The sequence below is a fragment of the Flavobacterium selenitireducens genome (genome assembly GCF_014748335.1).
In the GTDB taxonomy this organism is placed as follows: domain Bacteria; phylum Bacteroidota; class Bacteroidia; order Flavobacteriales; family Flavobacteriaceae; genus Flavobacterium; species Flavobacterium selenitireducens.
The window spans coordinates 144591-161108 of record NZ_JAAVIY010000002.1 but is presented as its reverse complement, the minus strand read 5'-3'; the positions used below and the strand labels follow the sequence as shown (position 1 = coordinate 161108).

The window sequence follows — 16518 nt, the reverse complement described above, 5'->3', positions numbered from 1 at the left end:
CGAAATCGTTTTTTGTTGGCTGTCAATCATTTAAACCAACCTGATATTTTGGCAAAAACCGGAATTCGGTAAATTTATGAGCTGCCAAAGCCTGCTCCACCGTTAAATGCGGTATTTTTGGGGCGTCATGCGCCTCTCACTGATTTGTTTCCTGTTTTGCTGTGGTTGGATTTTTCCGATCCCAATTTCGTACGCCCAAACCGACGATGTCTTCGACGAACTTGACCAAGCCATCGCTCGAAAGGAAGTGTATGACAAGGCAAAGCGCAAACGCATTTCGGACTTGCGTCGGCAGATGGGACAATTGCAGGAGTTCTATTACAATAAAGCCATGTATGAGGAATACCGGAAATTCAGATTGGATTCGGCCATACATTACATCCGACGCAATCTCGAACTCGCGCGTGAGAAAAACAGCAAGGATTTCTCCGATGCCTCGACGATACAACTTGCCAACCTCTATTCGTCTTCAGGGAAATATCGCGAGTCCGAAGTATTGCTCAAATCGATACATCCCAAAAAAATCTCGCCCGAATTCCTCCCCGATTATTACGAAGCCTACAGCCAGTTTTGGGAACACTACGCCGCCCACAGTTACGAAGCTTCGTATGTGAAAAATATCGAGATTTACCGCGATTCACTATTGTCGGTACTCGACAGGCAAAGCTTGAAATACCGCATCAACCTCGCCCAAAAAAACATTTATCTCAAGCATTACGACCTGGCGCGCCAAACCCTTGAGCCGTTGTTCAAAGGCGTCCACAAAAATTCGCCGGATTACGCGATGGTTTCCTATCTGCTTGGGACGATTTTCTGGGAGTTGGGCGATCGCGAACTAGGGAACCGATATTATGCGATGTCTGCTACAGCCGATGTAAAAAGCGCCGTCAAGGACAATGCATCGGTACAGACGCTGGCCCTGATTTATTACGAAAAAGGCGATCTAAACCGGGCGTATCGCTACACGAAATCGGCAATCGATGACGCGGTTTTCTGCAATGCCAAATTCCGTACGATCATCATTACCGAATTTTACTCTATCATCAACACGGCTTACCAGGAAAAAGAAGCCAGGCGAAACAAGGAATTGACGACCTACCTGATCATGATCAGCGTGTTGTCGGTTTTATTGATCGTGGCCGTTGGATATGTGTACGTCCAGATTCGGAAACTGTCAAAAATTAGAAGCAAACTCGCTGCATCGGGACAAAAGCTAACCGATCTCAACAGCGATATTTCCAGCACGAATGAAGAACTTCAGCTTCGGAATTTGGAACTCTCCGAGGCCAACCACGTTAAAGAAGCGTACATCGCCCAGTTTTTTGATATGTGTTCGACTTATATCGACAAGTTAGAGAGTTATCGCAAGATGCTCAATAAAAAAGCGACGGCCAAACAGTTCGACGACTTGCTGAACGTCTTGAAATCGAATACGCTTGTAGAAAATGAACTGGACGAGTTGTATCGGAATTTCGACAGCATTTTTTTGAATCTATATCCGACATTTGTGGAAGAGTTCAACAACCTGCTGATCGCCGACGAATACATTTCACTCAAACCGGGCGAACTACTCAACACCGAACTTCGCATCTTCGCTTTGATTCGATTGGGCATTACCGATAGCGTAAAAATTGCCGCTTTTCTGCGCTATTCGCTGAGTACGATATACAATTACAGGACACGCGCTCGCAACAAGGCCGTGGTATCGCGAGATGCGTTCGAAGCAATGGTGATGATCATCGGAAACAGGGGCGCAAAAACTTAACATCGGGAAAAAACGCACTACTTTTTTGCACCTTTCTCAATTTTTAAGTTCTTTGTTATCAACAACGTACTTATTCTGCACTACTACTTTTTTTAATTACAACTTCAAACGTCCACTATATCGTTATAGTTTTACAGTTGTAAATTGAACCTCTCTTTTTACGAGCCAAAAAACACTCAATACTATGATTAAACAACTTATTAGGGTCGGATTTTTTGCACTTTTCGTGTTTCAGGATCTGTCCGCGCAAAACCAAAAACCGCTTTATCTAGACGACACAAAACCTATCGATGCGCGTGTGGAAGATGCATTGAAACGCATGACGCTCGACGAGAAAATTGCGATCATCCACGCCCAGTCGAAATTTTCTTCTCCAGGTGTGGCACGTTTGGGCATTCCGGAAAACTGGATGACTGACGGCCCTCACGGCATTCGTTCCGAAGTAAAGTGGGACGAATGGGACCAAGCCGGTTGGACAAATGATTCGTGTATTGCATTCCCCGCTTTGACGGCCCTGGCCGCTACCTGGAACCGCGATTTATCGTCTTTATACGGAAAATCCATTGGTGAAGAAGCGCGTTTTCGCAACAAAAATGTCTTGCTCGGGCCGGGCGTCAACATTTACCGTACCCCTTTAAATGGACGTAATTTCGAATATATGGGCGAGGATCCGTTTTTGTCAGGGCAAATGGTCGTTCCTTACGTGAAAGGCGTACAGTCTAACGGCGTCGCAGCCTGCGTAAAGCACTTCGCACTCAACAACCAGGAAACCGAGCGACACGGTGTAGACGTAATCGTGGACGACAGGACGCTTTACGAAATCTATCTCCCGGCTTTCAAAGCGGCCGTTATCGACGGGCAAGCCTGGGCGATCATGGGTGCTTACAACAAATATAAAGGCCAACACCTTTGCCACAATCAATATCTCTTAAACGATGTACTCCGCGGTGAGTGGGGCTTCAAAGGCGTCGTGATTTCAGACTGGGGAGGCGTGCACGATACCAAACAAGCCATCACGAACGGACTCGATATGGAATTCGGTAGCTGGACCGACGGACTGGCTTGGGGAAAATCGAACGCTTACGACGGCTATTACCTCGCAAAGCCTTACAAAGCGCTTATCGAAAAGGGAGAGTTCGGAACCAAAGAGCTGGACGAAAAAGTACGCCGTGTTTTGCGCCTTTCCTTCCTGACGACGATGGACAAAAATCGTCCGTTCGGCTCTTTCGGATCGGAAGAACACGGGTTGGCCGGTCGAAAGATCGCCCAGGAAGGCATCGTTTTGCTCAAGAACGACCGCAGCGTTTTGCCGGTCGATTTGAAGAAAACCAAACGGATCGCCGTGATTGGGGAAAATGCCATCAAGATGATGACCGTGGGTGGCGGAAGTTCGTCGCTGAAAGCAAAATATGAGATATCACCGCTTGACGGACTCAAAAAACGCGTCGGAAAAGAAGCAGATGTCGTGTATGCCCGCGGTTACGTAGGCGATGCGAGCGGCAATTACAACGGCGTGGTCACCGGACAAAACCTTGAAGAAAAACGCTCCGCGGCGGAATTGCTCGCCGAGGCTAAAAACGTGGCCAGATCTGCAGATGTCGTGATCGTTTTCGGAGGACTCAACAAGTCAGACTTTCAGGATTCCGAAGGCAACGACCGCAAAGGGTTGGAATTGCCGTACAATCAGGACAACCTCATCAAAGAATTGGTTAAAGTCAACAAGAACCTTGTATTCGTGAATATTTCGGGGAACGCCGTGGCCATGCCTTGGATCAACGAAGTACCGTCGGTAGTGCAAGGTTGGTTTTTGGGATCGGAAGGCGGTAACGCTCTGGCCGACGTCCTGGTTGGAGACGTGAATCCGTCAGGGAAAATCACGTTTTCATTTCCGGTAAAACTGTCGGACAATTCGGCTCATTCCATTGGCGAATTTCCCGGCGGAAAAACGGTCAATTACAGCGAAGGCCTTTTTGTAGGATATCGTCATCACGACAAGAGCAAAATCAAGCCGTTGTTTCCTTTCGGACACGGACTGAGCTACACTACATTCGAGTACGGGAAAGTTACGGCCGACAAAAAATCGATGGCCGCATCCGACAAGATCACGTTCACGGTTGCCGTTAAAAACACCGGAAAACGCGAAGGATCCGAAATCGTACAACTTTATATCTCGGATTTGAAATCGTCGTTGCCGCGTCCTGTAAAGGAACTCAAAGGTTTTGAAAAAGTGACGTTGAAAGCTGGGGAAACCAAGAATGTTTCGATCACGATAGACAAGTCCGCATTGAGCTTTTTCGACGACAAAAAACACGATTGGGTAGCCGAGCCAGGAGATTTCGAGGCGATCATCGGAGCTTCGTCTGCGAACATCAAATCGAAAGTGAAGTTCACATTGCAATAATTTCGGATAAAGGTTAGCACAAATCTGAAAATGTCAAAAGGCGCCTCTTATCGGGGCGTCTTTTATTTGCAGTTGATTTTTCAGGCGGCGCCAAAATGCCTAACTTTAGGAAAAATCCAGACCCATGAAACGCATATTGATCATTTTCGCAGCCCTGGCCGCGGTTTCTTGCAAAAGCGACAAAGCCGAGCCTGCTGGCGAACAACCGTATTTTATTTTCGATAAAGTCACCTATTATCACAAAGAGCTTGCGCAAGGATTCGTCGACAGCCTTTATGCCAACCAGGAAAAATCGCGCAAGGATCAAGGTCTGTTGCAAATCGTAACCGGAAATGTCCCGGTAAACCCGAGAGATACGCTGTTTGTGAACAACATGGAGATTTTGGAGTTCTCCAAGAAAGAGATCGACAAATCTAAAAACGAGCAACTTGCTAAAATCTTCTCACAGAAAAACGTGACCAATTCGGTTGAAGAAACAGCCTGCAAGCCTATTTTTAAAGACATTTTGGTTTTTCGACAGAAAGGTAACATCGTAGGCGTGGCTAAAATCAGTTTCGATTGTAAAAAGCAACAAATGGTAGGGATTCGTTACAGTCCTGAAGATTTTGGAAAAGCGGGCGAGTACGAGGAGTTGCAGAAGTTGCTAGGGTCGTTGTAATATTGTTCTGGAAATTTAGAAGCCGCAAAGGTTTTGAAAACCTCTGAGGTTTGGAAATTGACAAAAAAAATCCCTGTCGAATGGACAGGGATTTGTGTTTTGTATGCGCCAGGTCTTATTTGGCAGGCATCGCAGTAGTGTCGGCTGGAGTCATAGTCGTGTCGATAGGCGCAGCTTCAGCTGGCGGAGGCGTTGTGGTGTCTACCATAGTGGTATCGGCGGACGTACCGTCGGCGGCACCTTCTTTGCCTTTACACGAAACAAAAGTGGCGGTAGCTACCAAAGCCAAAGCCGTAAGAGTAAGGAAACGTTTTTTCATATCGGTCTCTATTTAAAGTTTGCCTAAATATAGAAAAAATATAATCTGCTGATTAGCATTGGTTTATTTTGTTTCCGAAAATGTTGTGGCAACCGATTGCCACTGCATTTTTTCAATCTTTTGTAACAAATCCCGGCAACTACTTACTTATCGCTGTTTCAAATCGTTACTTTTGACTTCTTTGCATTCATCATTAACCAAAATATTATGACCAACAAAACATTGATCCGCATCCCGTTGATCGCCGGAGCTGCGTTGTTCGCATTGGCCTCTTGCCAAAGCGACAAGAAACAAGAGGAATTGACCTCGGGCATTATTCTTAAAAATATGGATACGCTCGTAAAACCTGGCGACAACTTCGACGCTTTCGTGAACGGCGCTTGGGTAAAGAAGACTTCTATCCCGGCAGATAAGGCGGCTTACGGCGTTTCTGCAATTCTCGACGACGAGGCTCAGGAGAACGTAAAGAAAATCATCGAGGCATCGTCTAAAGGAAAATTCGACGACGGGTCGAACGAACAAAAGATCGGGGATTTCTACAATTCCTATATGGATCAGAAAACCCGCGATTCCAAAGGGATTTCTCCGTTGAAACCGGAATTGGATGCCATCGACGCGATCAAAAACTACGACGAATTGGCCGCTTATTTCGGGAAAGCGAATGCGGAAGGCGGAACGGTTCCTTTCGCAGTTGGCGTGACCGAAGATTTCAAGGATCCTACGAAATACATGCTATATACCTGGCAAAGCGGGATCGGGCTTCCGGAGCGCGAATATTATTTCCTTACGGACGCCAAATCCCAAGCCATCCGAACCAAATATGTAGCCCACATTGCTGCTATGCTGAAGTTTATCGGCGACACGAAGGCGGATGAAAATGCCAAGAAAATCATGGCCCTTGAAACGGCAATCGCATCCAAACACCTGTCTAAGGAGTTGACGCGCGATGTCACCAAGATGTATAATCCACAAGAAATCGCGAACCTGAAAACGATCATGCCGAACTTCAATTTTACGGCTATGCTTGACAACGCGAAGATCAAAGGCCAAAAAACCATTATTTTCCCTCAGGTCGAGTTTATGAGAGCGATCGACGGTATCGTCAAATCGACACCTTTGGACACCTGGAAGACTTGGCTTAAATGGAACGCTATTCACGATTCGGCTACGGTTTTGACTGCCGATATCGACACGGAAAATTTCAACTTTTACGGTAAAACCCTTTACGGAACCGAGAAACAACGCGAGCAGTGGCGTCGTGGCGTCGGTGCGGTAAACAACAACCTAGGTGAAATCGTGGGTGAAGTTTACGTGAAAAACCATTTTTCTCCGGAGGCAAAAAAGCGCATGGAAGAATTGGTACAAAACCTTTTGAAAGCCTACGAAGTAAGCATCAAGGAATTGACCTGGATGACGCCCGAAACCAAAAAACAAGCACTTGACAAATTGTCTAAGTTCACGCCTAAAGTTGGTTATCCTGACAAATGGAAAGATTATTCGGCATTGAAAGTGGTAAAAGGCGATCTTTTTGGGAACATGCAACGTTCTACAGAATTCGAATACAACCGACAAATCGCGAAGTTGGGTAAGAAAGTGGACCGCAGCGAATGGGGCATGACTCCTCAAACGGTAAACGCTTACTACAATCCTTCGTTGAACGAAATCGTATTCCCGGCTGCGATCCTGCAACCGCCATTCTTCGATTTGAATGCTGACGACGCGACGAACTACGGCTCGATTGGCGCTGTGATCGGGCACGAGATCGGACACGGTTTCGACGACCAGGGAAGCTCCTTCGACGGCGATGGCGTATTGCGCAACTGGTGGACGGAAAAAGACCACGCCGCATTCAAGGAAAGAACGGGCGCTTTGGTAAGCCAATACAACGAGTTCAACGTGTTCCCTGACTTAAAAGTCAACGGGGCGTTTACACTTGGAGAAAACATTGGCGACCTTGGAGGCGTGACGATCGCTTACCGCGCTTACAAACTCAGCCTTAACGGAAAGCCTTCTAAGAAAATGGACGGTTATACCGGAGAACAGCGCTTTTTCATTGGATACGCACAGTCCTGGCTTGAAAAATCAAGAGAGGAATCACTGCGCAACCAGGTTGCTTCCGATCCTCACTCGCCGGCTCATTTTCGCGTGAACGGAATTGTGAGAAACATTCCCGAATTCTACGAAGCGTTCAATGTAAAGGCAGGCGACAGTTTGTATTTGGCACCGGAGAAACGCGTTAAAATCTGGTAATCAGCCGTTGTTTGAATAAGCTCATTAAGAATCCCGATCGATTGGTCGGGATTTTTTTGTTTTAGGACTGAGAGAAATTAACAAAGTGTCCGTTTTTCCTGTATTGACGGTGTTGGTAAAAATGCGAACTTCACTTTGGGGAAAGGGCTAGTTGCGATCCTACAAAATTTGTGGAAATTGGAAGTACAGAAAAACTGGAAATATTGTTAAATCCTATAGCACGCCCGAATTCCACCCTAATAGCGAAACATACACAATTGCCTAGCCCCGATGGAAGCAGCTAGCCTTTTGCCGGAAAAAGCGAAGTTTTCCTGGGGCGCGCGGGCGACCGCAGGAGCCACGCGCGCCCCGAAGAAAACCGCTTTTTGCAAGAAAGCTAGTAGCGGACAGCGGGAGAAGCTCCTATAAAAAATCCCGATCAGGATTTGCCAGGCCGGGATTTCACAATAACATGTTTTGTCTCGATCACAAGGCAAAGTTTACGATGGCGATCAAGGTGTTGACAGCGAGGCTTCCGATGAGGAAATTGTAGATTGTGCGTGGCGTTTGCTGCCCGAGGATGCTGCCGTTGAAGCCCATTGCGGCTACGACTACCACGAAAAGCTGGATCATCTGGATCGGTGCGGTTCCGTTCATCAGGACGGCCATGGCGGCGATTCCGCCGAGAATGCTTGAAACCAAAATACCTACCGTGATGCTTGCAAAGAAGCTGCTTTCGAATTTTTCGTAATATTTATCATAGGTGCTCATGACGTTGTGGTTTTAATTACAAGACAAAGTTAGGCGCACGTTACCGGCAGGTTTATGACATTTATCATGTCCCGTAAATTTGTTTTAGCAGATATTTGTGAAAGTTGTCGATTGGAAATTTTTAACTTGAGCTGAAGTGGTAAAGTAGTGAAGCCCGATACATTATGTTACAAACCAGTCACTCAGTCACTCAGTCACTCTAAAAAAAACACCATGACAGATAAATACAAAGAAATTCTCGACGCGCTAATGGCCGAAGGTTTTCACGAAATTACCGAACACACGAAACCGGGCTACGATTTTGACTTTAAGATCACGCCGTATTCATTGAACCAAAAGCTGAGTTTCCGCTTTGACAATTTCGATCACTTTGTGGAGTTCCTTAAGGGCGCGGGCGCTTACTCGGAGAAGCGAGAGGCCGTTCTCAAGACCACTTTTATTGAACTGGGGTTGAAGGAGAGCGAGTTTTTTTGGGTGAATTTTTATGCGGCGGGTAAGGATTTGGAGATGTGATTCTGGTTGCAGTTCGGCGCGTGCGACTTTCGCCGATCGTCGTTTTGTGCGGGGGCGCTCCCTTTTTCTTGAAATCGGCTTTGGAGTTGTAAGACCTAACAGATTTTTAAAATCTGTTAGGTCTGCAAAGTTCGCCTCTGTCAATGAAAAACCGCTACAGTTTTTACGCCTTTTTTGTTAAAGTCGAACAAATCGATCCCCTGATCGCGCAACGTTTGCGAGAATAGCATCGCAGCGGACGGAACCGACGTTTACGGCAACCTGCTTTACTCTTATCTCGCCAAGGACCGCTATCGCTATTATGAACGCATCAAGGTCGCCCAAAAGAGGCGCTTTAGTTTTGAGGAAAACATCGTTTGGATTCCGGGCATCTTCCCGATTTACCGCAAGTTGTTCGTCCACGCCGATGGCTCGGGCGGGTTTGTGTTCCGCAAAGGCAAGCCGCTAAAATGGCAAAAACCCAACAAGGACGCCTTTCAGGGCAACGTCTATATCCTGATTGACGGCTACAGTTTTTCCGTCACTTCCGAATTCGCCGCGATCGCCCACAACAACAAGCGCGCGACGTTCATCGGTCGCGAAACCGGAGGCGGCTACCTGGGCAACACGAGCGGCTTTTTCGTCGTCTCGGTCTTGCCCAACTCAGGCGTCGAAGTGGCAACACCCCAATGGGATTACTGGATGAGCGTCGAAAACCCCATCAAAGACCGCGGCATTATGCCGGACATTGAGATTTGGCCTACGGCTAAGGATGTTTTGGACGGGAGGAATTTGGAGATGGAGCGGGTGATGAACGTGATTAATTGATAAATGAGGTATTACATAGCATTTAATATAAATCGCAAATATTATTATTTATTCAGTTGACTAGATCGTTAATAAATTAAAAAGCCCCAACAATTTCTTGAAGAGTAAAAGTTCTATTTTAGCATTTTCCATTCTTCCCCATAATTCTTGAAAATAATGACCACGGCTATTTCTTTTACCCAGTTAGAGAACACGAAAAAAAAATCAATTTTTATCGCTGAACATAATGACACTGCAATTCTAACTCATTATCTACATAATTATAGAAATGGTGTTTCTAAACATTTCGAAAAAGATGCTAAAATAATTTTAAAAAAATTAGTCCAGTATGCCAATGACGAGTATGATTATAATATTCTTCATGATGATGCCATTCAACAGCTATTATTCGAGGTGGAAAATGTTCCTTTCCCAACACCTGCCAATTATAAGTTTAAATTTATTGACTTGTTTGCTGGCGTCGGGGGATTCAGAATCGCTCTGCAAAATCTGGGGGGTAAATGTGTATTCACTAGCGAATGGGATAAGGAGGCTCAAAAAACATACAGAGCAAACTTTGGAGAAGTTCCTTTTGGCGACATAACCAAGTCTGAAACAAAAAATTTCATCCCACAAAATTTTGATGTGCTCTGTGCTGGCTTTCCTTGTCAAGCTTTCTCAATTGCTGGTAAGCGAGGAGGTTTCGAGGACACCAGAGGAACTTTGTTTTTCGATGTTGCAGAAATTATAAAGAAACATAAGCCAAAAGCAATATTTCTTGAAAATGTTAAAGGTTTGAAAAATCATAACGGCGGTAAAACGCTTGCCACAATCTTAAATGTTCTGCGCAATGACCTAAATTATTTTGTCCCCGAACCGCAAATTATCAATGCTAAAGATTTTGGAGTGCCACAAAATCGTGAACGGATTTATATCGTTGGTTTTCGAAAAGACCTCGGCATTGAAAACTTTGAATATCCTAAAGCAGTCGAAAAGAAAGCGCAATTTCATGACGTGAAGGAGAAGGATGTAGTTTCGTCAAAATACTATTTGTCAACTCAATACCTTTCAACACTAAGAGCTCATAAGGAAAGACATGCCAATAAAGGTAATGGCTTTGGCTTTGAGATAATTATGGATAACGAAGTCTCAAATGCCATTGTTGTTGGTGGAATGGGTAGAGAAAGAAATCTCGTGTTGGATAATCGCTTAGAAGATTTTACGCCAGTAACAAAAATTAAAGGAGAAGTAAATCGTGAGGGAATTCGTAAAATGACTCCGCGAGAATGGGCAAGGCTACAGGGCTTTCCTGACAACTTTGTAATTCCCGTAGCAGATGCATCAGCTTACAAGCAATTTGGGAATTCGGTTGCGGTGCCTGCAATCCAGGCAACCGCAGATGCAATTCTAAAGCAGTTGAGGACTGTTAAAGATCTTCCGTAATATATTTATAACCACCAGAGGGAAATTCTTTTGTACTATAAAACCAGACTATATTCATTTTTTCTTTTCCCCTAATAAGTCTCAATGTCCTTTCCCAGTCCCGTATGCCACTGACAATGTCAAGATGAATTGGCTCCACCATTGTATTTGGCAATAGCTGGAAATATTTTTTTATCTTCTTGTAACCGCTGCTTTCCTTCATAACTTCTTTCATAACGTCCTGATCTAAGTCAGAAAAAAAGTGCTTTTTTCCTCCATTACATTCGTGACATAGTGTCCAAAGGTTGTCAATATCGTTAGAGCCTCCCCAGTCTACAGGTAACTTGTGATCTACCTCTAGTTTTACGCCGTCCTCGACAGTTTTTCCACATCTTCGACACTTGGAATTATCCCTTTGCAATACACTATATCTTAGCTTATTGCTTATTGCCACACGCCTAATAACAGTTTCCCTTTTTACGTCCGAATGAAGAACATAGCCTTCACGAAGAGACTGAATATCCCAACCCTCTTGGCGTAAATTTCTGATAACTCGTTGCCATTCTAGAACTTGCGTAAGGTTAGTTAGTTCCTCTCGGCCGATAGTCACACCAACATTTTCTAAAAAATGATCTAGTAAAATTTTCTTTGCGCTCAATCAAAAAAGTCTTTAATGTTAACTTGCAAAGCTTGCGCAAGCTTATAAATAACTACTAAAGAAACATTTCGTCTCCCTTTTTCTATATCTGGAATATATGTGCGATCGACTTCTGCTATCAGCGCTAGCTGTTCTTGAGACAATCCTTTTTTTAACCGAAGTTCCTTGATTTTTTCACCGAACTTAGCTTTTACGTCCATGACCAAATTTTGATTAAAGTAGACATTTGTACAACGGACGATTGTCTACATCCAAAGTTATTGCTTATACACTCCTTTTATGGATCAAAAAACCTCTCACCAACGATCATTAAATATGCAAGCCGTGAAATCCTCAGGTAGTAAAGAGGAACAATTGCTAATGAAAACCCTCTACCACCGCGGCCACCGCTACCGCAAAAATAACCCAAAAATTTTCGGCAAACCCGACCTCACCTTCGCCAAATACAAACTCGCCATCTTCGTTGATTCCGAATTTTTTCACGGCAAAGACTTCGAAACCAAAAAGAAACCCGTCAACAACGCCAACTTCTGGCAAAAGAAAATAGCCCGCAACATCGAACGCGACAAAGAAGTCAACGCATTCCTAACTGCGAACGGCTGGACAGTCCTTCGCTTCTGGTCAACCGAGATCAAAAAAAATCTCGATTCTGTCATTGACAAAATCGAGTCTACGATTATTGAAATTCGAACCAGAAAATACCGGATTGATGACGACAATGAGATGTCAATAGCGGCCGAACCCTGATTACTTTTTGTTAATCAGTTTCTCAAAATAATCGAATTTATCTTTTTCAGCCTGCAACAACCGCTCATACAATTCAATCACCTTTTCTATGGGATTGAAATTGTTTTAGATAGCATTATCGTGAAAGTTATTGATCTTGTTAAATACGGATTCTTCGGTAAAGTGTTTCAACCCTTCGAGTGTAACCCCGAGCGCGGAGGCGATTTCCCCTAGCCTGCTTTCTTCGACTTCTTCACTGTTCTCAAAATTGCTGACAGTCTGCTGGCTCACGCCCAATACCTGGGCCAACGCTTCCTGCTTCATTCCGCGCAGTTCACGAATACGCGATATTTTTCGGCCGATGTGAGGTTTTGAAGGAGTTTCCATAATGTAAATGTTTGCTTCGTAAATATACTCAATTTGCCTATTAGCAAATTTTGTAAAATACAAACAAGAGTATTCAAGCCGAGCGCGACAAAGCCACGTTATACGAAAACCTGTACAAGTCCAGATAACAACCCTCACGCGAGGGTTTCTTTATGCCCGAGTACAATTGCCGCCTTTACCGCTATATCGGTTTGAAATCGTTCGAACCACTTGTGCCGTTTTTATCAACGCGGCACTTTGGTCACAGGATGTTGTAACCAATTTTTGAATTCCACAAAAAAGGTTACAGTGTTGTTGCAATTTTTTTTGTAAGGATAATTTTGCAATAACATTTTTGCCCCTTGACCATTTTGTCGAATATCTTTCGTCAATAAAACCATTCCGACCTTCCCGTTTTTCTGTGCAGGAACGAAAATGCTGATGCATCACACAAGCCTGACGTTACGCCTTGCCAGGAACACCAACACCACAACCGCTCCCAACAAACTCATCACAACTCCTACTAAATTCGGGCTGGCAAACCCGTAGCCGAACACAATAGGGAGTCCGCCGAGGAAGGCGCCGAGTGCGTTGCCAATGTTGAAGCTCGCCTGGATCGCCGCCGAGGCCAGCATTTCGGCACCTTTTGCGGTTTGGATCATCAGCATTTGGATCGGGGCGGCCATCGCAAACGCCGTGCATCCGGTAAGGAAGACCAGGACAAGCGTGGCATATTGGTTTTCCGAGAACAAAAATACCGATACGAGAACGGCCGCCATAACGATCTGTAGCGTCAATACCGCTTTGGCAGGCGAGAATTTGTCGGCGAGCTTGCCTCCGATCACGTTCCCGACGAGCATGCCCAGACCGGCAAGCATCATGATGTAAGGAACCGAATCTTCAGAAAAAAGCGAAACTTTCGTGAGCAAAGGCGCAATATAGCTGATCCAGCAAAACAGTCCGCCGAATCCAACGGCCGTAATCAAAATGATCAGCCAGGCTTCGATTTTGCCGAAGAATTTTATCTGGGTTCGGATGCCTTCGGATTGCTGCTTTTCGAGATTCGGCATCAGGAAATACATCGAAAGCAGCGTGAGAAATCCGATGACGGCGATGATCGCGAACGTGTAACGCCAATTCAGGTGATGACCGATATAAGTCCCAATAGGAACGCCGATCACGTTGGCCAACGTCAGTCCGGCGAACATGATGGAAACCGCTTGCGCTTCCTTGCCTTTGTCGGCCAATCTACTTGCGACAACCGCACCGACGCCAAAAAACGCACCGTGAGGCAATCCCGACAGCAATCGCGTGAGCAGCAAAAATTCGTAATTGGGTGCGATGATCGACAATCCGTTGAGGAGAGCGAGCGCAAAAGCGAGCCACAACAGCATCTTCTTCGGAGCAAAATTGCGCCCGAGGATAACCAAGGCGGGGGCTCCAATGACCACGCCGAGCGCATACGTTGCTATCAAGTGTCCGGCTTCTGGGATCGAAACCTCGAGATCGCGCGCAATATCGGGCAGCAATCCCATGAGGACGAATTCCGTAATACCTATGGTAAGTCCGCCGAGCATTAGCGGAACGAGTTCTTTTTTCATTTCAGTGCTTAAAAAGGAAGCGCAAATTTACCACCCGTTTTCCGGTCTGCATAGCACTTTGGCGATAACAGGACGAATTGAATTCATCATAAACAAGGGTATCACATTCGCGGCAAATAATGTAATGTCAATTCATGCTTGCGGTGCTACTTTAAAACTTCTAAAATCGACAACATGAAATATCTTTTACTATTGATTGCTTGCGTTTCTGTAGCGGCGCAAAAAGGGATTCCGCCCAAGGAAGTCGTCAACGCGACTATCACCACAAAATACGCGCAACCCATGCCGTTCAAGCCCGAGTTGGTTAGCCAGCTCAAAGCCCCTGCGGGATATGAGGTTATCGCCACCGCATCGGGGCTTGGAAAGCCACGCATGTTGTACGCCGCGCCTAACGACCGGCTTTACATCACGAGACGGGACGCAGGCGATGTTCTCATGCTGTCTGAACCAAAGCCTGACGGCACTTTCGCGAACCTGACTACTGCAGTTTCAGATTTCAAGGGCGTACACGGCATCACAATGAAGGACGGCTGGCTGTTCCTGCTTAACAACAACGAGCTGAGACGCTACAAGTTGTTGGCCGACGGCACTGCCGATATGGAGTCCAAGCAAACCCTGATCAACGATTTGCCAAGTGGCGGACAGCACTCGAACCGCACGATGGATTTCGGGCCTGACGGCATGTTGTACCTCACCGTCGGGAGCGTTTGCAACGACTGCGTTGGAGACAAAGAAACCGCGACGGTATTGTGGGTCGATCCTAAAACGTGGCAACGCGGGATTTACGCATCGGGGTTGCGCAATACGATCGGGATCGACTGGCATCCGAAAACGGGCGAACTTTGGGGCCTCGACAACGGAAGCGATTACAAAGGCGACAATTGGCCGCCCGAAGAACTCAACAAATTGGTAAATGGAGCCGATTACGGTTTCCCTTTCGGATATGGCAAACGCGAAATCGACAAGACGCGCGAAGACCCGGGCGGAACGACCAAAGAAGAGGTCGTCGCGGCCAGTCAGCCTTCGGTCATGGAATTTCCTGCACATGCGGCTCCTATTGCGTTCCAGTTTTTCACCTCGGGTGGCTTTAACGGAGACGGCCTCGTATGCTGGCACGGGTCGTGGAACCGCAGTGAACCGGACGGTTTCAAGGTCGAGCGCATCAAGTTCAAGGATGGGCAACCGGTTTCATCTGAGGATTTCCTGAGCGGATTTTACCTCAAAGCTGCGAACCAACAATTCGGGCGACCGACCGGTTTGGTTATCACAGCCAACGGGACAGTCTTTGTTTCTGACGACTCGAATGGAGTCATTTACCGTATCCAACCTAAAAAATAACGTCATGAAATATCTACTTTTTGCCGCTTTGGTTTCGCTTTTCGGAATGACATCGGCGCCCAACGACACTATTGAATTCGAAGCGCCGGAATCCTATCCCGAAGGCGTCGCCTATCACGCATCCAACAATTCGTATTACGTATCTTCGGCTCGGTTTGGGACGATCGGAAAGGTATCGCCTGACGGAAAATACTCGGAATTGCTCAAAGACAACGCGCTCAAATCGAGTTACGGCCTTAAGATTTCGGCAGATGGAAAACGTTTGTACGCTTGTGTTTCGGATGCGAATTATTCCAAATTCAAATCGCCGGACACCTATCGCAAGATGGCACGCCTGATCGCAATCGACCTCAAGACGGGCAAAAAAGTATCGGACGTCGACTTGTCAAAACTATTCGACGGAAAGCACTTCGCCAACGACCTTGCGCTTGACAACAAAGGCAATGCTTACATCACGGACAGTTTTTCGAACGTCATCTACAAAGTCACGCCAGACGGAAAAGCCAGCCTTTTTTCGAAAAGCGAAAAGTTCAAGACCAACGGCGTCGGGCTTAACGGAATCGTTTGGAACGCTGGCAATTTCCTTTTGGTGGCCAGCAGCGGCAAGGGTTGTGTATTCAAAGTGGATGTAGCCAATCCGGCCAACGTTCAAATGGTCAAAACCGACCAATTCTTCATCAATGCGGACGGCTTGCTGCTTACCGACAAAAATACGTTGGTGCTCGTCCAGAACGGCAGCGTCAACAAGATACACGAATTGGGCACAAGCGACAATTGGGCATCGGCGAAAGTCAAGCGCGCCACGACGCTCGAGCAGCGGTTCAAATATCCGTCAACGGCGACGGCCAACAAGAACGACGTTTGGGTCGTAGAGGCGAAATTCGATGAGCTCAACGATAGCACGACCGTACCGTCAAAAAAGTTCTCGATACAAAAAGCGAAATTTCAGGCAGTTCCATAACGCT

15 protein-coding genes and 1 pseudogene are annotated in these 16518 nt (G+C 46.1%); 10 read left to right on the top strand and 6 right to left on the bottom strand.

Going from position 1 to position 16518, the window contains the following annotated elements; genetic code table 11:
- Window positions 1–127 precede the first annotated feature (127 nt).
- From HC229_RS04320 to HC229_RS04310, 3 genes are all read left to right on the top strand, one after another.
- Window positions 128–1765 (top strand): DUF6377 domain-containing protein, encoded by a 1638-nt coding sequence (locus HC229_RS04320; RefSeq protein ID WP_191019233.1) that lies wholly within the window; start codon window positions 128–130, stop codon window positions 1763–1765.
- A 184-nt stretch (window positions 1766–1949) separates the two neighbouring features.
- Window positions 1950–4166, top strand: coding sequence for a glycoside hydrolase family 3 C-terminal domain-containing protein (locus tag HC229_RS04315; protein ID WP_191019232.1), 2217 nt, complete (start codon window positions 1950–1952; stop codon window positions 4164–4166).
- A 124-nt stretch (window positions 4167–4290) separates the two neighbouring features.
- The gene (locus tag HC229_RS04310) at window positions 4291–4824 is read left to right on the top strand and encodes a hypothetical protein (RefSeq protein ID WP_191019231.1); all 534 of its coding nucleotides are present in this window, start codon (window positions 4291–4293) and stop codon (window positions 4822–4824) included.
- A gap of 115 nt (window positions 4825–4939) precedes the next feature.
- Here HC229_RS04310 and HC229_RS04305 read toward each other — a convergent pair whose 3' ends face one another.
- The gene (locus HC229_RS04305; protein ID WP_191019230.1) at window positions 4940–5143 is read right to left on the bottom strand and encodes a hypothetical protein; all 204 of its coding nucleotides are present in this window, start codon (window positions 5141–5143) and stop codon (window positions 4940–4942) included.
- Window positions 5144–5350: 207 nt separating this feature from the next.
- Between HC229_RS04305 and HC229_RS04300 the strand changes: the two genes are divergently transcribed.
- Complete coding sequence (locus HC229_RS04300) at window positions 5351–7393, top strand: M13 family metallopeptidase (RefSeq protein ID WP_191019229.1); 2043 nt, start codon at window positions 5351–5353, stop codon at window positions 7391–7393.
- 465 nt (window positions 7394–7858) lie between these two features.
- Here the strand turns inward: HC229_RS04300 and HC229_RS04295 are convergent, their stop codons facing one another.
- Window positions 7859–8143, bottom strand: coding sequence for a hypothetical protein (locus HC229_RS04295; protein ID WP_191019228.1), 285 nt, complete (start codon window positions 8141–8143; stop codon window positions 7859–7861).
- Between the two features lie 213 nt (window positions 8144–8356).
- Between HC229_RS04295 and HC229_RS04290 the strand changes: the two genes are divergently transcribed.
- The 3 genes from HC229_RS04290 (at window position 8357) to HC229_RS04280 (ending at window position 10885) form a co-directional block, all read left to right on the top strand.
- The gene (locus tag HC229_RS04290; protein ID WP_191019227.1) at window positions 8357–8656 is read left to right on the top strand and encodes a hypothetical protein; all 300 of its coding nucleotides are present in this window, start codon (window positions 8357–8359) and stop codon (window positions 8654–8656) included.
- A gap of 390 nt (window positions 8657–9046) precedes the next feature.
- Window positions 9047–9463: a S41 family peptidase gene (locus HC229_RS04285; RefSeq protein ID WP_191019226.1), complete on the top strand. Its 417-nt coding sequence runs from the start codon at window positions 9047–9049 to the stop codon at window positions 9461–9463.
- Window positions 9464–9619: 156 nt separating this feature from the next.
- Entirely contained in the window at window positions 9620–10885 is a 1266-nt protein-coding gene (locus HC229_RS04280; protein ID WP_191019225.1) for a DNA cytosine methyltransferase, read from the top strand.
- Here the strand turns inward: HC229_RS04280 and HC229_RS04275 are convergent.
- Together HC229_RS04275 and HC229_RS04270 are read right to left on the bottom strand one after the other, a co-directional pair.
- The gene (locus HC229_RS04275; protein WP_191019224.1) at window positions 10869–11522 is read right to left on the bottom strand and encodes an HNH endonuclease; all 654 of its coding nucleotides are present in this window, start codon (window positions 11520–11522) and stop codon (window positions 10869–10871) included. The two genes, HC229_RS04280 and HC229_RS04275, sit on opposite strands and share 17 nt — an antisense overlap.
- Window positions 11519–11722: a helix-turn-helix domain-containing protein gene (locus HC229_RS04270; RefSeq protein WP_191019223.1), complete on the bottom strand. Its 204-nt coding sequence runs from the start codon at window positions 11720–11722 to the stop codon at window positions 11519–11521. The genes HC229_RS04275 and HC229_RS04270 overlap by 4 nt, the downstream gene beginning before the upstream one ends.
- Window positions 11723–11801: 79 nt before the next feature.
- On the opposite strand from HC229_RS04270, the gene HC229_RS04265 reads away from it, so the two are divergent.
- Window positions 11802–12269 (top strand): very short patch repair endonuclease, encoded by a 468-nt coding sequence (locus HC229_RS04265; protein ID WP_191019222.1) that lies wholly within the window; start codon window positions 11802–11804, stop codon window positions 12267–12269.
- On the opposite strand, the pseudogene HC229_RS04260 reads toward HC229_RS04265, so the two are convergent.
- A pseudogene (locus HC229_RS04260) lies at window positions 12270–12635 on the bottom strand (helix-turn-helix domain-containing protein). It lies immediately after the preceding gene.
- A 425-nt stretch (window positions 12636–13060) separates the two neighbouring features.
- Window positions 13061–14215 carry an MFS transporter gene (locus HC229_RS04255; RefSeq protein ID WP_191019221.1) on the bottom strand — a complete coding sequence of 385 codons (1155 nt, stop codon included), beginning with the start codon at window positions 14213–14215 and terminating at the stop codon, window positions 13061–13063.
- A 174-nt stretch (window positions 14216–14389) separates the two neighbouring features.
- On the opposite strand from HC229_RS04255, the gene HC229_RS04250 reads away from it, so the two are divergent.
- Window positions 14390–15553 (top strand): PQQ-dependent sugar dehydrogenase, encoded by a 1164-nt coding sequence (locus tag HC229_RS04250; protein ID WP_191019220.1) that lies wholly within the window; start codon window positions 14390–14392, stop codon window positions 15551–15553.
- Between the two features lie 4 nt (window positions 15554–15557).
- A complete protein-coding gene (locus tag HC229_RS04245) occupies window positions 15558–16514 on the top strand; it encodes an SMP-30/gluconolactonase/LRE family protein (RefSeq protein ID WP_191019219.1) in 957 nt (318 codons plus the stop codon).
- The last annotated feature ends 4 nt before the right edge of the window (window positions 16515–16518 follow it).

What these genes read in the sequence shown, in the direction of transcription:
- HC229_RS04290 (WP_191019227.1), top strand. Translation starts at nt 8,357, where the DNA reads ATGACAGATAAATACAAAGAAATTCTCGACGCGCTAATGGCCGAAGGT.
- HC229_RS04265 (WP_191019222.1), top strand. Translation starts at nt 11,802, where the DNA reads ATGGATCAAAAAACCTCTCACCAACGATCATTAAATATGCAAGCCGTG.
- HC229_RS04300 (WP_191019229.1), top strand. Translation starts at nt 5,351, where the DNA reads ATGACCAACAAAACATTGATCCGCATCCCGTTGATCGCCGGAGCTGCG.
- HC229_RS04305 (WP_191019230.1), bottom strand. Translation starts at nt 5,143, where the DNA reads ATGAAAAAACGTTTCCTTACTCTTACGGCTTTGGCTTTGGTAGCTACC.
- HC229_RS04295 (WP_191019228.1), bottom strand. Translation starts at nt 8,143, where the DNA reads ATGAGCACCTATGATAAATATTACGAAAAATTCGAAAGCAGCTTCTTT.
- HC229_RS04270 (WP_191019223.1), bottom strand. Translation starts at nt 11,722, where the DNA reads ATGGACGTAAAAGCTAAGTTCGGTGAAAAAATCAAGGAACTTCGGTTA.
- HC229_RS04250 (WP_191019220.1), top strand. Translation starts at nt 14,390, where the DNA reads ATGAAATATCTTTTACTATTGATTGCTTGCGTTTCTGTAGCGGCGCAA.
- HC229_RS04255 (WP_191019221.1), bottom strand. Translation starts at nt 14,215, where the DNA reads ATGAAAAAAGAACTCGTTCCGCTAATGCTCGGCGGACTTACCATAGGT.
- HC229_RS04315 (WP_191019232.1), top strand. Translation starts at nt 1,950, where the DNA reads ATGATTAAACAACTTATTAGGGTCGGATTTTTTGCACTTTTCGTGTTT.
- HC229_RS04310 (WP_191019231.1), top strand. Translation starts at nt 4,291, where the DNA reads ATGAAACGCATATTGATCATTTTCGCAGCCCTGGCCGCGGTTTCTTGC.
- HC229_RS04320 (WP_191019233.1), top strand. Translation starts at nt 128, where the DNA reads ATGCGCCTCTCACTGATTTGTTTCCTGTTTTGCTGTGGTTGGATTTTT.
- HC229_RS04280 (WP_191019225.1), top strand. Translation starts at nt 9,620, where the DNA reads ATGACCACGGCTATTTCTTTTACCCAGTTAGAGAACACGAAAAAAAAA.
- HC229_RS04245 (WP_191019219.1), top strand. Translation starts at nt 15,558, where the DNA reads ATGAAATATCTACTTTTTGCCGCTTTGGTTTCGCTTTTCGGAATGACA.